15 protein-coding genes and 1 pseudogene are annotated in these 12,500 nt (G+C 49.5%); 5 read left to right on the forward strand and 11 right to left on the reverse strand.

Features of this window, described 5'->3' with window-relative positions; genetic code table 11:
- Positions 1-73: 73 nt before the first annotated feature.
- The 9 genes from AC6I8I_RS16810 to AC6I8I_RS16850 form a co-directional block, all read right to left on the reverse strand.
- Entirely contained in the window at positions 74-2,341 is a 2,268-nt protein-coding gene (locus AC6I8I_RS16810; RefSeq protein ID WP_497828115.1) for a replication endonuclease, read from the reverse strand.
- On the reverse strand, positions 2,338-3,090 hold the full coding sequence (locus AC6I8I_RS16815; RefSeq protein ID WP_497828116.1) for a hypothetical protein: 753 nt from the start codon (positions 3,088-3,090) through the stop codon (positions 2,338-2,340). The genes AC6I8I_RS16810 and AC6I8I_RS16815 overlap by 4 nt, the downstream gene beginning before the upstream one ends.
- Positions 3,087-3,950 carry a DNA adenine methylase gene (locus AC6I8I_RS16820; RefSeq protein WP_497828117.1) on the reverse strand — a complete coding sequence of 288 codons (864 nt, stop codon included), beginning with the start codon at positions 3,948-3,950 and terminating at the stop codon, positions 3,087-3,089. The genes AC6I8I_RS16815 and AC6I8I_RS16820 overlap by 4 nt, the downstream gene beginning before the upstream one ends.
- Positions 3,947-4,174: a TraR/DksA family transcriptional regulator gene (locus AC6I8I_RS16825; protein ID WP_286870324.1), complete on the reverse strand. Its 228-nt coding sequence runs from the start codon at positions 4,172-4,174 to the stop codon at positions 3,947-3,949. Before AC6I8I_RS16825 ends, AC6I8I_RS16820 begins: the two co-directional genes overlap by 4 nt.
- Entirely contained in the window at positions 4,174-4,401 is a 228-nt protein-coding gene (locus AC6I8I_RS16830) for a DUF2732 domain-containing protein (protein WP_033755118.1), read from the reverse strand. The genes AC6I8I_RS16825 and AC6I8I_RS16830 overlap by 1 nt, the downstream gene beginning before the upstream one ends.
- Before the next feature lie 69 nt (positions 4,402-4,470).
- Positions 4,471-4,812, reverse strand: coding sequence for a DUF5347 family protein (locus AC6I8I_RS16835; RefSeq protein ID WP_312140481.1), 342 nt, complete (start codon positions 4,810-4,812; stop codon positions 4,471-4,473).
- Positions 4,749-4,952 (reverse strand): phage filamentation protein Fil family protein, encoded by a 204-nt coding sequence (locus tag AC6I8I_RS16840; RefSeq protein ID WP_497828118.1) that lies wholly within the window; start codon positions 4,950-4,952, stop codon positions 4,749-4,751. Before AC6I8I_RS16840 ends, AC6I8I_RS16835 begins: the two co-directional genes overlap by 64 nt.
- 9 nt (positions 4,953-4,961) lie before the next feature.
- Positions 4,962-5,471, reverse strand: a complete 510-nt coding sequence (locus tag AC6I8I_RS16845) for a phage regulatory CII family protein (RefSeq protein ID WP_312111104.1) — start codon at positions 5,469-5,471, stop codon at positions 4,962-4,964.
- Positions 5,472-5,502: 31 nt separating this feature from the next.
- Positions 5,503-5,742 carry a regulator gene (locus AC6I8I_RS16850; protein ID WP_103794591.1) on the reverse strand — a complete coding sequence of 80 codons (240 nt, stop codon included), beginning with the start codon at positions 5,740-5,742 and terminating at the stop codon, positions 5,503-5,505.
- Positions 5,743-5,832: 90 nt separating this feature from the next.
- Here AC6I8I_RS16850 and AC6I8I_RS16855 point away from each other — a divergent pair, with 90 nt between their 5' ends.
- The 3 genes from AC6I8I_RS16855 (at position 5,833) to AC6I8I_RS16865 (ending at position 8,226) form a co-directional block, all read left to right on the forward strand.
- Positions 5,833-6,444: a phage repressor protein CI gene (locus AC6I8I_RS16855; RefSeq protein ID WP_103794590.1), complete on the forward strand. Its 612-nt coding sequence runs from the start codon at positions 5,833-5,835 to the stop codon at positions 6,442-6,444.
- 5 nt (positions 6,445-6,449) lie between these two features.
- On the forward strand, positions 6,450-7,463 hold the full coding sequence (locus tag AC6I8I_RS16860) for a phage integrase (protein WP_376747538.1): 1,014 nt from the start codon (positions 6,450-6,452) through the stop codon (positions 7,461-7,463).
- Between the two features lie 619 nt (positions 7,464-8,082).
- A complete protein-coding gene (locus tag AC6I8I_RS16865) occupies positions 8,083-8,226 on the forward strand; it encodes a hypothetical protein (RefSeq protein ID WP_497828119.1) in 144 nt (47 codons plus the stop codon).
- Between the two features lie 30 nt (positions 8,227-8,256).
- Here the strand turns inward: AC6I8I_RS16865 and fliB are convergent, their stop codons facing one another.
- A complete protein-coding gene (gene fliB, locus AC6I8I_RS16870) occupies positions 8,257-9,474 on the reverse strand; it encodes a flagellin lysine-N-methylase (RefSeq protein ID WP_497828120.1) in 1,218 nt (405 codons plus the stop codon).
- 491 nt (positions 9,475-9,965) lie between these two features.
- Positions 9,966-10,325, reverse strand: a pseudogene (locus AC6I8I_RS16875) (GntT/GntP/DsdX family permease); the annotation flags it as partial.
- A 266-nt stretch (positions 10,326-10,591) separates the two neighbouring features.
- On the opposite strand from AC6I8I_RS16875, the gene AC6I8I_RS16880 reads away from it, so the two are divergent.
- Complete coding sequence (locus AC6I8I_RS16880; protein ID WP_312758607.1) at positions 10,592-11,152, forward strand: serine acetyltransferase; 561 nt, start codon at positions 10,592-10,594, stop codon at positions 11,150-11,152.
- A gap of 596 nt (positions 11,153-11,748) precedes the next feature.
- A complete protein-coding gene (locus AC6I8I_RS16885; protein ID WP_497828121.1) occupies positions 11,749-12,438 on the forward strand; it encodes a DUF1120 domain-containing protein in 690 nt (229 codons plus the stop codon).
- Positions 12,439-12,500: the final 62 nt, after the last annotated feature.

A 12,500-nucleotide genomic window follows, 5' to 3' on the forward strand; every position in this document is an offset into this window, starting at 1 on the left:
AATTTCCAAATGTGAAATGATTTTTTATGGTCAATAAGACTTTATCTGAAAGCAGGCTATTGAATTTAGGACGTTAATTGGCTTCTTTCGCATCCTTAGAGGCACGAGCTAAGCGCCCTATTCGCTCTAGAATTTCATAATTTTTAGGTCCAGAATGAGGCCTCACTAACTCACCATATGCAGAGCTGCGAAACAGTCGGCCAGCAATTTTCGTCTGCGTGCCGCCAATCAGGCGCACGGCCAGCCCGCGACTAATGGTTTCACCGCATAAATCCTTCACCTGGCCTATCACGTTATCGCACGCGGCCTCGATTTTGTCCGACCGCCTCAGCTGCCGATGTCTTTTTTCTGGCTCTTGCGCCCTGATCCGGCTCAGCAGCTGCCGTTTTTCTCGTCTGCTCATGCCGTTCAGGTCGATATTGTCGAAACTTTCCGGCGGGTTCGAATCCTCAGATCTCAAACCCCCCGTACAGTTATTGACAGAACTCCGAGAGGACGCGGACGCGCCCTTAAATTCAAAACCCAAATCAACGGCACGTTTCGGCACAATCCTCCACTGCGCCAGACGAGTGAGGATCGGAGTATCTTCACCAACTTCCGTTGCGTAAACGCCCTTGATGCGCACGGTTTCCTCGCCGTACTCGTTCACGTCTTCGCTGGCCTGATACCAGGTGCGCACGGCCAGCTCGTCGCGGCGCACAAACGGCCCGCCCTGTGCATTAACGTATCCTGCCCAGTCTCCCGCGTCGGCGGCGTCATGCGCGGCCGCAAACTCAACGCTGAGGCCGTGGGCTGTTTCGCTGTCTGCCATGCGGCGCAGCTCGCGGTAAACCGTCACCGGCGCGCCGCCCACAAACTGGAACTGTCGGATGTGCCAGCGAGCCGCCCAGGCGGAAACGGCCGAGGCGGTTTCCTTCAGGTCTTTGCCGCTTTCGTCGTCCGTCTCGCCGTCCAGCGCGTAGCCGTCAATATTTTTGGAAATGTACTTAGCGATGTAGCCCGTCGCGCTGCCCTTCTCCGGGTCGATAGCCTCCGCGTGAAAGCGGGCCTTGCGGGCCTTGTCGGTCGTCAGCTCGCTGCTGTCTTCCTGCCAGGCGTAGTCGCGCATAATCTCGCGCACGCGCTCAACCTGTTCGGGACGCATAAACATCAGCATGTGCCAGTGCGGGGTCGCGTCGTGATGAGGCTCGGCAACGCGGATCCCGAAGATGCGGATTTCCTCGCGGTGCAGCTTGGCGCGAATTTTTTGCCAGACGCTGCAGAGATAGCGCTGAGTGTCGGCAGGGCTGGCACCGTTCCATTTGCGGTTGCGATGACCGGTTTTGATTGTGGCGTGATAGCGCGCCGGGGCGGTCAGCGTGTAAAACTCGCCGATAAAGCCCATTTCGTTGCAGATGTTTTCGAAGCCGCGAATGCGGGTCATCAGCTCGCAGCGGCGGATCGCCGGGTTAGCTACGCTGCCGTCATACTTCTCGATCAGGCTGATGCGGTTGCCTTCCTCGTCTTCCAGCTCCATGCCTTTCAGAAACTCACGGGTGCGGCGCTTCTGCTCGCGCCACTCTGAGACGGTCATGCTGCTGGCGTAGGGGGTGTGTTTTTTGCTGACGTTAGCCAGGGCAATCTGCAGGTGTTCACGCCATGACGCGGCGACGCGGCGCAGGCGGCCCTTCCACCACTTTTCGGTCTGCATGCGCATGATCGCCGGGGTTACTTCCTCCGGGTCGAACAGGCGGGATGTTACCTTTTCCCACAGCGGCGGCGTCTGGCTCAGCTCGCGGGTGATAGTGGCGGCGGTCATGTAAACGCGGTGCGTGTATTTGTAATCCGACTCGTCGCTGGCCTGCGCGTGTGCCTGTACCAGCTCGGCGAGGATGAAATTAGCCACATCCCCGGCCAGCAGATCGACGTCGGCGCGCGCCATATCGGGCAGGCGGTTAAAGCGCCGCATCAGCTCCCACAGCGTGCCGGCCGCACTGGCCGCGCCAGTCTGTTGAACGGCGTTACCTGCCAGCAGGTTAAACGTGCCGCTGCTCATTTCGCCTAGGCGGTACTGCTCATTGACGCATTCAACGCGTGGCAATGTGCGCTCAACAAAAGTTTTTGCTAAGTACGCATTGGCACGGGCAATGCCCTGGGTCTTTTCAAGCTCGCTGACGCGGCGCTTAACGTCGAGCTGGATCAGCGTCGGCTGCTTTTCCAGTAATTCCTGCGCACGCGCCAAAGCCGCAATCATCTGACTGCGGCTGTGCATTTCCTCATAGGTAGGATACGGACTAGACAGCGCCTGCTTCGGCTTATTCCATTCATAAGCCCACGCATCTGTGATAACTGACTCACTCATATTTCAAAAGCCAGTTGAGGCGTGAACAAATCCCGCTCCGCATCGTAATTTAGCGAGCTGGCGCTGTTCATGGACTCTATACGCTCAACAAGCACTGCCGCTCTGGTTTCTTTACTGGCCGGGGCATAGGCGCTTTTGTTCCAGGCTTTATCAATACCGATATTGCGCGCAACGTTCGTGCTGTCTGCAGAAGAAAGGGGCACCCGCTTGAACAGGTCTTTGTTGAGCATTCGCAGGCCGTGAAGCTTAGTAATCGGATAGCCGTTACCGTCTACAACATGCCGGATCAAATCACGGAGACGCGCAGCACATTCTTTTGGTCTGCTCGCGTCGTATTCGCCCATCGAACCCAGCGCGACGCGCGGGTACTCATGGCACAGGCGAATAAAGCGGTCGTCAGATTCATTCATGTGCCACACCGGAACGCCGACAACCTTTCCGTGAGGCCATTCCGCTAACAGCGCATCATTTTCTTCACCGCTTCCGCCGATTACGTCGGGAATAATGGCAAACGCAAAGCGGGGATGGTTCTTCCAGCGCGCTACAAACTCGTAATAGCAATCCCAGCTCACAACTCGCTTTTTCGTCCAGAAACTAAACGCGCCATTATCAAGCGCAAAACTCTGGCAGACTTCCGAAGCCAGCATGAGCTGGCCTGGATTTGCGAAACTGATAAATGCGTGCCTGCCTTTCCATGCCTTCAATGCGCACGTCTCTGGAGTAATAGGCCCGCCATGGAAGTGGATCATCCATGCACCTCAACCACAGCAGATTTATTAGGACCATGGGCCATATCGAGGCCGACAAATACTGCGCCCTCCTGTGGACGGCGCACGGCGATGATTTCCGAGGCTCGCTTGCCCTCACCGGCGGCAACGCCGACAGAGCGGGCTACGCTGATTTTTGTAATGTTGAAATCGCGCAGGATGCTGCGGGTGTAGAAGGTATCGCTGTTTGAAACGACAACCGGACAGCGCTCCGAGACGCCGAGCAACATGCTGACCAGATCGTGATGCTCATCCTTGTCAAAGCCCGCCGAGTGATAGTCCGAAAACGTCTCGTCATACGGCGGATCGCAGTACACCACGTCGCCAACTTTAGTCAGGCGCAGCGTTTCGCGAAAGTCGGCGCAGATAAACTTCGCGCGCTGCGCCTTTTCCGCGAATGCCTCAATTTCTTCCAGCGGGAAATAGGGTTTTGAGTAATTACCAAAAGGGATATTGAACTCGCCGCGACGGTTATAGCGACAAAGGCCGCGATAGCCGTTGCGGTTCAGGTACAGGAAGTGCGCGGCGCGCTCCAGCAGGGGTAACGCCGGGTTATGGTTGAATGCCTCACGGACAGAATAATAACTTTCGCCTGTGGTGTTCTGATTGAACAGGCTGGCCGCCACAACGATAAAGGGGCGGGTGTGCTCCTTTATCTGGCGGTACATGTTGATCAGGTCGGGGTTAATATCCGCTACCAGATAGGAAGGGTAATCGGTGCTCATCATCACCGCGCAGGAACCGGCGAAGGGTTCGACCAGTCGATTACCTGCTGGCAGGTGCGCCAGCAGCTCAGGCATTACGCGGGACTTGCTGCCCGCCCATTTCAGAATGGTGCTCATGCCGCACCGCCTTTTGAAACTTTCGCGTACCGTTCCGCCATGTCCTGACAGCTGACACAGCGAGTCACGCCACGCACGGCGCGGCGGCGCTGTTCAGGGATCGGGGCGTCGCAGTCTTCACAGAATGAAGCCGCAACGCTGACCGGGCGATTAACCACACTGGCAATATTGCGCGCCAGCAGCTCTTCGGCGCGCGCTTGCGCCATGTCCATTGAGTCGGCCATTAATGCAGCTCCTGCGATTCGTTCTGATAACGCTCTGCCTCGCGGCGGATCAGGTCAGCAGCTTCGATGCCGGAAAGCCCTCGCTGATGTACGTGCACGGCCAGCTCAACAAGGCGCTCAGACACGGCCAGCGCGCGGTCTTTGCGCTCTTCAATGCGCGCCTTGGTGATGACTGCGGCCAGCGCCTCGGTGTCAGCGTCAAAATTAAATTTCTCGATATTTCGCATTTCACTTTCTCCAGAATTTGGGCAAAAGAATGCCCGGCGGGTGTACGCCATTTATTTGCTTGGGGTTATTTAATTAGGCAGAGCCATTCGCTTCGGAAATAAACTCACGACTGCTTTTAGATGATTCATTGCACGAATAAGCGCCGCTCTTTCATCAGTAGTCAGTTCACTAAATTCAGCGGCGTGCCTGTCCTTACCGATGCCAGCCAGGAAGAAAATCGCGCTCAGCGCGCGTTTGTTGTCCTGGTAATTACTGTCTGTCACATCGCGCATTTCAGAGAAAAAACGAGCCATATCTTTTTCACAGTTGCCGCCCATCAGCTGCGCGCGGATTAAGGCAACGTGATTCAGCGCCGAAACCCGTTGGCCGGCAGTAAGCTCGACCAGCATTGAATCGCCTTCGATAGCCATGTTTTACCTCTTTGCTCTTTTACCTTTACCTGCTGGCTCAGTACCGGATGCCAGCGCTTGCCGTTCTCGCCCATAATCCAGCCATGCCCGTATGACATCGAGGGGCTCTGACGCTTGAGGTGTGCCGCAAATGAAATCATCGTGCGCCCTCAGCTGATGCCAATCGAAGCACCCAGCCCGCTGATAGCGTCAACGGTTGAGGCTAAAGTCGGGTTGGAGTGAACGCGGTTCTGCACGGCCAGCGCGGCCAGCATCATGCAGCGGATCCCGGTATTGGCAGCTTCCAGAATGCCGCGGCGGCAGGTTGCCGTAATACGCTCCGGGTTCGCGGCGTTAGCGGCCATATGCCCGACTTCGGCGGTCGCCTTCAGCACGTACGTCGGAAACTTCTCTTTTGCCAGCTCGTTAACCGGCACGCACGGCAGACATTGCAGCTGCGCCAGCATGCCGTCCATCAGCGTGGCGTCTTCGGTCAGATCGGTGAGCAACAGCACTTCAGGAACGGTCAGCTGATGAACCTGATCCGGGTTCAGCTTGTTGCGCAGGGTCTGCACTTTCATACCTGCCCGCTGCGCCAGCTCCGTCATGTTGTGCGTAAGCGCAAACTTGCGGCAGGCATCGTCGTAATCGGTATGTGTGGAAACACGAAAATCAAACATGATTATTCCCTTTCGTTATCCCAATATGGATTTAACAAGCTTGCATTGTGATGTGGTAATCAGACGCAGCCTCGATAATGAGAGCCAGCATGTTTACCTCTACCAGGCCGTTAGCTCCTTCTTTCTTCCTGATTGGCAAGCGGTTTTCTTGGTACATTTTGCGGGCAGTTCTCTTACAAATGCCTGTACGGCGGCAATACTCATCCAGAGAGATGTAAGGCTCTGAAATCACAAAGTTGAGATTAGGTCGCATTGAAAAATCACTTTTCATGATGCAAGATTCCTTTTGAGTTAGTAGATGTCAGTAAATGTCACTATATGTCATACATCACAAATGCGATGATAGGATCTCATAACAAACATGTCAAACACAATTGAGTCTCCAAAAGGTATCACGGAGCACCTTTACCCATCACAAGGTGGCGGTAAAGAAGCTATTAACCGCATCATGAGCGCCTATCAATTCAACACCCGGCAAGCTTTGTGCAATCACTTAGGCATTTCACAGAGCACCATGGCTAACAGGTGGATGCGCGATACATTCCCTCACGACTGGCTCATAGCCTGTCATTTAGATACCGGAACACCGCTACTATGGCTTGCCACAGGGCAAGGTGAATCTAGGAAGGAAGACAAGGAAGAAGCCTCAACCCGATTGAGATACAAAAAAATCTCGAATGGGGTTGAACAATCAAGCGAGCTAGTCAGCTATGACGCTCGGCTGCTACCCGCTAATGTCTCAGATCCGTTTTTTGTTGAGATTGATAACGCAGTTTATTTAATCGAAGGGGCTAAAGCTGAAGTTACAGATGGCCTTTGGTTAATCGACATTGACGGGCTGATCAGCATAAAAGAAGTCTATCGCCTGCCAGGAAAGAAACTTCGCGTTGAAAACGGACCTGCCTCTTTTGACTGCGCACCAGATGACATTAATGTGCTGGGTAGGATCGTATCTAAAACGGAGAGCGTTTAAAGCGAATGGCTGTTAACAAACTGCCTAATGGTAAGTGGCAAGCTCAGGTGTTTCCTAACGGGCGGGATGGCAAGCGGATCCGTCGTCAATTCGCTACAAAAGGCGAGGCGCTGTCTTTTGAAAAGCATATTAAGGATCAAGCGCAAGATAAGCCCTGGCTGGGAGAAAAGACTGACAAACGCACCGTCTTTGATTTGGTTGAAACGTGGTACAACGCACACGGCATAACTTTAACTGATGGGCAGAAGCGTAAGGATGCGATGGAGTTTGCATGTAAGGCTATGGGCAATCCACTTGCTTCCGAATTCAATGCTCGCATTTTTTCCGCATACCGCGAGCAGCGTTTGTCGGGCAAAATCACTCGGTCGTCCCGCGTGAAAACTGTAACGCCGCGAACTGTCAATCTTGAACTAGCTTACTTTCGTGCAGTATTTAATGAACTTCGCCGTTTAGATGAATGGCAAGCCCCGAACCCGTTAGATAATGTCAGAGAATATAAAATAGCCGAATCTGAAATGGCTTATCTAACGAATGAAGAAATCAGAGCATTATTAAAAGAATGCGAAGCAAGCAGCTCTAAAGACTTATTATCAGTTGTTAAAATATGTTTGGCTACTGGTGCGCGCTGGGGAGAAGCTGAATCTTTAAAGGGAAATCAAATTAGAGCAGGTAAAGTTATCTTCACCAAAACAAAGGGGAAGAAAAATCGAGCAATCCCTATTAGTGACTCGCTTGTTGCAGAACTTCCATCAAGCAGGAAAGCAAAACCGCTTTTTACTTCATGCTATGCAGCATTTAGATCAGCCCTAAAAAGAGCAGAAATTGAGACTCCAGCCGGGCAATTAACACATGTGTTGCGCCACACTTTCGCATCGCACTTTATGATGAATGGTGGCAATATTTTGGTGCTTCAGCGCATATTAGGTCACACTGACATAAAGGTTACGATGCGCTACGCTCACTTTGCACCTGATCATCTTTTTGAGGCCATTAATCTCAATCCACTGGAAAGACTTTAAGCCGCAAAAATTGGCAGCAAAATGGCAGCAGAGGATGACACTATGTGACACTATATGTCACTATATGCCACACAAAAAGATATAAAAATCATTAAGTTACTGATTAATCTGCGATCATTTTCGGACTCATAATCGCTTGGTCGCTGGTTCAAACCCAGCAGGGGCCACCAAATTAAGCACTAAAAATCATATACTTAAGCCGCTCATTGAAGCGGTTTTTTTGTTTCTGGATTTCCGAGTGGCGGTAAAGTGGCGGCACTGTTTAAGCTGGCATAAAGCAAAGCGCCAGTCTGAGGTCAGATTTGGGTTTGCAAAATAAATCCTGAATGTCACCCAGCTATTTATTTTACTGCTGAAATAATTCGCTAAGTAAGAATTCTACCAGGATAGGTTGCAATAACGGATGAAGTGAATGTCTTCACGACCGATAGCAAACATTGTGATGACCCCTTCAGACGTTGAACTTGTGGTTTTTCAGGCACCAGCTTTAGCAGATTGCGGGTGTGGAATTGCGCCTGATCGTAAACGCAGCTTCAGCCTCAAGGGGCAGGCTTTCTGCTCCTGCAATCAAGATACCAGCTTTCCGCTGCACATCTCAAAATAGCGCTGGCAATATCAAATGAACCAACTTGAGTGTGTTGATTTCAACCGTCAGGTGGTGTCAATACGGTCAATGACATTGACCGTTTCAGGCGGGGAAATGACCGCAGGAAAAAGCTTGCTGATGGAAAATCACCCCTGGGGTATGCTTAGCCGGCAATAACAAACGATGACTGCCCTTCTGCAGAAGGGTTTATCCAATCAAAAGCAGACAAGAGAATTTGTCATCGCTGTTGATTATATCAATCGCAGTATCCATGCGATCATTTATCTTTTTATCGTGCATCATATAGGCTGAAAAGCTCGCGAGGGTTTTCATCACAGCCTTCTGGTCGATATCATCCTGCATCGATTTTACGCTAAGTGCGGTTTTCATATAGAAAAAATCCAGAACAATACGATACAACTGGTGCATGATGGTTGCCATATTGTTGGCGGGAAAATAAGTGCTATAGAGTTTATACAGCAGGTAGTTTCGTAATACCCAGGGCTCTGACAGACATGATTCCCTGCATAACATTTGCCACTGTTGATTGATCCTATCGAATTTAGCATCAAGTTCAGTGGGGTCAGTCTGGTTTGTATACCCCAGGTATTCTATAACGGTTTGATGTTCATTAATAATGAAACTGTCTCGTACGGTTTTTTTAGCGAAGAAATTGCCCATTGCGGATAGCGCCAGATAGCGTATTGCGTTTGTACGGGTCGGATTGCCTGGCCCCAGCAAGGATATACCGCCTTGTAACTCAGCCAGCAATGCTTCATAGACGTTTTCAACATCGGTTAAATGACTCTGCAAATCAAAGTTGATGCTTTGCAGATATAAAATAAATTGTGTCAGCGCCATTAAATTCTCTTCAATTTTAACAGCAGGCGACTTTATTAAATTCCAGGCAAAAAGATGAACCACCTTTTCGGCCTGCGTGACCGATGGGCGTTGTTCAACAAGGTGAGTTTCATACTTTGTCAGTTGTCGTTCCTGCTGCTGTAACACCATCGCATCCGGATCAAAAAGCACAAGCCGAACGACCTCCGGGCATGAGAGCGACATAATATGGCGAGTCTGGTCATCAAAACAGTTTCTAAGCCGTGGGTAGGAACTGCAGGTATACGATAGCGCACTCTCGCCTAAATCCTGGTGTACCATACAAAGCTTATTTTCATTGAGGAACGGACACTCCCCCTTTTCATTCATCTTAATAATTGAATAATCATCTTCCCCTTTATTTCTAAGAATAAGGTTATCCTTAGCTATCTTTGAAATCCCGGAATGAGCAGATGAGATATATTTTTTATGGGTTTTTTCATCAATGATTACGGCCCAACCCCTACAGCACAATATTAAGCACTCTGGCCCTACACACTGAAACCTGTTGAAGAAAGCGGGTATGATGATTTTATGAATTTGCATAGCGAATTTGTCATTATATAAAAAACAGAAAATACCATGACATCAGTGATTTCCTAAAGCGACATAACCTCACATTACATTTCGCAATTACCAGAATAAAATCATAATTAAATTTGACGCTAACCTTTTAACATCGGCTAAAAGAATTGCATAGCACGCAACAATCTCTTCAGTGCAGGTTAAAATTCAGCATAAATCATCCGTTCTTTCAACGACTTAAACAAAAAGGTCTTTTGTTTTATGCCGCCAGATCTGGCTTTCCAGCCTGTTTAAATCGGCTGCTTCCAGCAAACTATTTCCAGATGAGTTTTCGTGTCGACGTTCAATATGCTCGATGTTATGAGTTTTTCCGTACTGTTCTTGCCATGCATAACAGGCGTCACAGCGGCCGCCGACATCCTTCCCGGCCGGCGGGTGGAGAACTCACCTGCTGGCCGGGGAATGAATATTAACTCACGAACAATCCGGCTGAGTTTTGCAACCCAACATCCGATAAACTGACTAATCAGCATCACCATCCCCAACCCGACGACCGGGTTAATTAATTCCAGTAATCTCCCGGTTTTAAACGTGTCCTTCATAGAGATGCCAAACGATTCCTGAAACAGCAAAAAGCCGCCGTCATACATCAAGGTAATCGTGTTACTGCCACAGGCGACAGCAAGCACCATTAAGGCGGGATTGAGATCGAAGGCGCCAATCATCGGCGCGACAATGCCGGCAGAGGTGATTGCGGCAACTGCGCTTTACCCGGTAAGAATGCGGATAACGGCAGTGATTTACCCGGCGACAGTAAAGGGCGAGAACGGAACGTGGCTCATTAACTGAACAATGCTGTCACCAACATCAGAACCTGGTCGCTGGTTCAACCCCAGCAGGGGCCACCAAATTAAGCTGTTAAATCAGAAGATTAAAGCCACCTTTTTGGGTGACTTTTTTGTTTTCTGAGATCGCCGCCCCTTTATTTATTGCCCCCTCATTTTTCCCTTTTCAGCAATTATCCAGTATCAATCGCCAACTCTGCACGGGAAAAACATACCCGCTTCAGGCTGGTTCGACGTTGCCTCAGGCACTTTTTTCATTTACATTGCCGCGCAAATACCCAGGGATATAGGTTATGGATAAACAATCAGGATCAAAACATTTACGCGAATGTTTACAGCGCGAAGTGATGATGAGTGATAAGCGTTTTTCGTGGTTCAGCGTGCTGCATAAAGCAATAAAATGTCCCGACCGACGTTACTACTTCTGGTGGCGTATCGCCTGTTACTGGCATCATTCAGGCAGTAAGTTCCTGCGAAAGCGGGCAAAAAATATCAACAGAAATCTTATTTTCAAATATGGAACGGATATACAACTGGGGGCACGCATTGGACCGGGCATGGTGATTTCACATCATCATGGAATTGTGGTGAATGGTTCCGTTGTCATCGGTCACTCTTTGCGGATAAGGCAGAATACCACCATCGGCATTACCGGCACCAACGTGAAAAAACAGCCGATAGCGATCTTAATTGGCGATAATGTTAGCATCGGCGCAGGTTGCTGTATAATTGCAGATCAGATTCAAATTGGTAATAATGTTGTGATTGGTGCGATGTCTTTTGTGAATAAGGACATTCCCTGTAATGTCACTGTTTATAATAATAAGACTTTACATGTCGTATCCAATAATTGATATAAAATCTCAACCTGGATATGCCAAAGCAGCTTTCATTTTCAGCTCAACAACCTCCGCCTGGCTGCATTGAATCATGCGCGGCAGGTTTTGCTTTACTCTTAAGGGCGATAATTCTTGACGGGTATCAGCCACCTGCTGCCCGAGCTACCGCCTGTTTCCATCAGGGTATGCCGCATGGTATCGACGCTTCCCCCGGTAATGACGTGTTCCATGTCCGCAGCACTAAATTAGCCACGCGCATTGATTCTTTACTTTTTTTTACACCAGCCTGTTTACCGTCAATACTAAATTGTAAAAATACAACCCATGTAATAGAAATGGAAAAATAGTGTTATATTTTTCAGTCAACAACGCTACTATAGAAACAACGACTGCCTTTTGATAATAGTTTTATTATTTGTCGCGGCACCGCTCAGACAATTCCTCATGATAATATCCTCCCTCTGATTTAAACTTTTATTTAGCAAATATCACCTTATGCTATATCTCAGAGTAATTAATCAGAACCTGCACCTTTCATTAATAATTACAGCAATTTAAACAGGGTGATATTTAACACCTGTTTGTAACCATAAATGACTCGAGATAATATTATGCGTAAATTACTGATCAACTCAGCTCTATTAATGGCCGTCACTACCGCCAGTTTCTCTGGACTGGCGGCAGAATCAGCCACTTTGTCTGTCACCGGCACCATCAATCCGGCTGCGTGTGATGTGTCGTTAAGCTCATCCTCAATCGCGCTGGGTTTTATTACGGCGTCGTCGCTGAAGCAGGCCATGAATACAAAAACAGGCAATGATATCACTCTCAACGTTGACTGTGACGCAGCCGCGGCAATCGCTATACAGACGACAGATAACCGAGCCTCCACTGCGATGACGGTCGCAGAGATAAGCGATGAATTGCAGACCAGCCTGCCCGAAATGACAGACGCTAATATCTTTGGTCTGGGCGCAGATACGGCTAATAACAAAATTGGCGTGCTGTTGCTGGGAATTACCGCCGCGACCAAAGACGGCGTAGCCAATTCTAATCTGCTTAGCAGTACCGATAAATCCAGCTGGACCGCAAAAAGCGCTTCACCTTCTTCTATTGTGAGCCTGGCTAAAAATGGTTATTTCGCGCTGGCTGCAGACTCCAGCAGCACTATTCCGGTTGCCGCGACAAAGGAAACTTACAATATCTATTCGGGAATTATGCTGAAAAAGTCGGATAAATATCCGTCAGGTGAAGCGGTAGAACTGGATGGTAACGTCACGTTCTCTGTGGTTTATCTTTAATTGTTAACAGGTGCAGCGAAGATATTTGATTCTACGCTGCACAGCACTGCTGGAATAAATGC

This window comes from Pantoea sp. X-Soil-YNGN-775 (assembly GCF_059730575.1).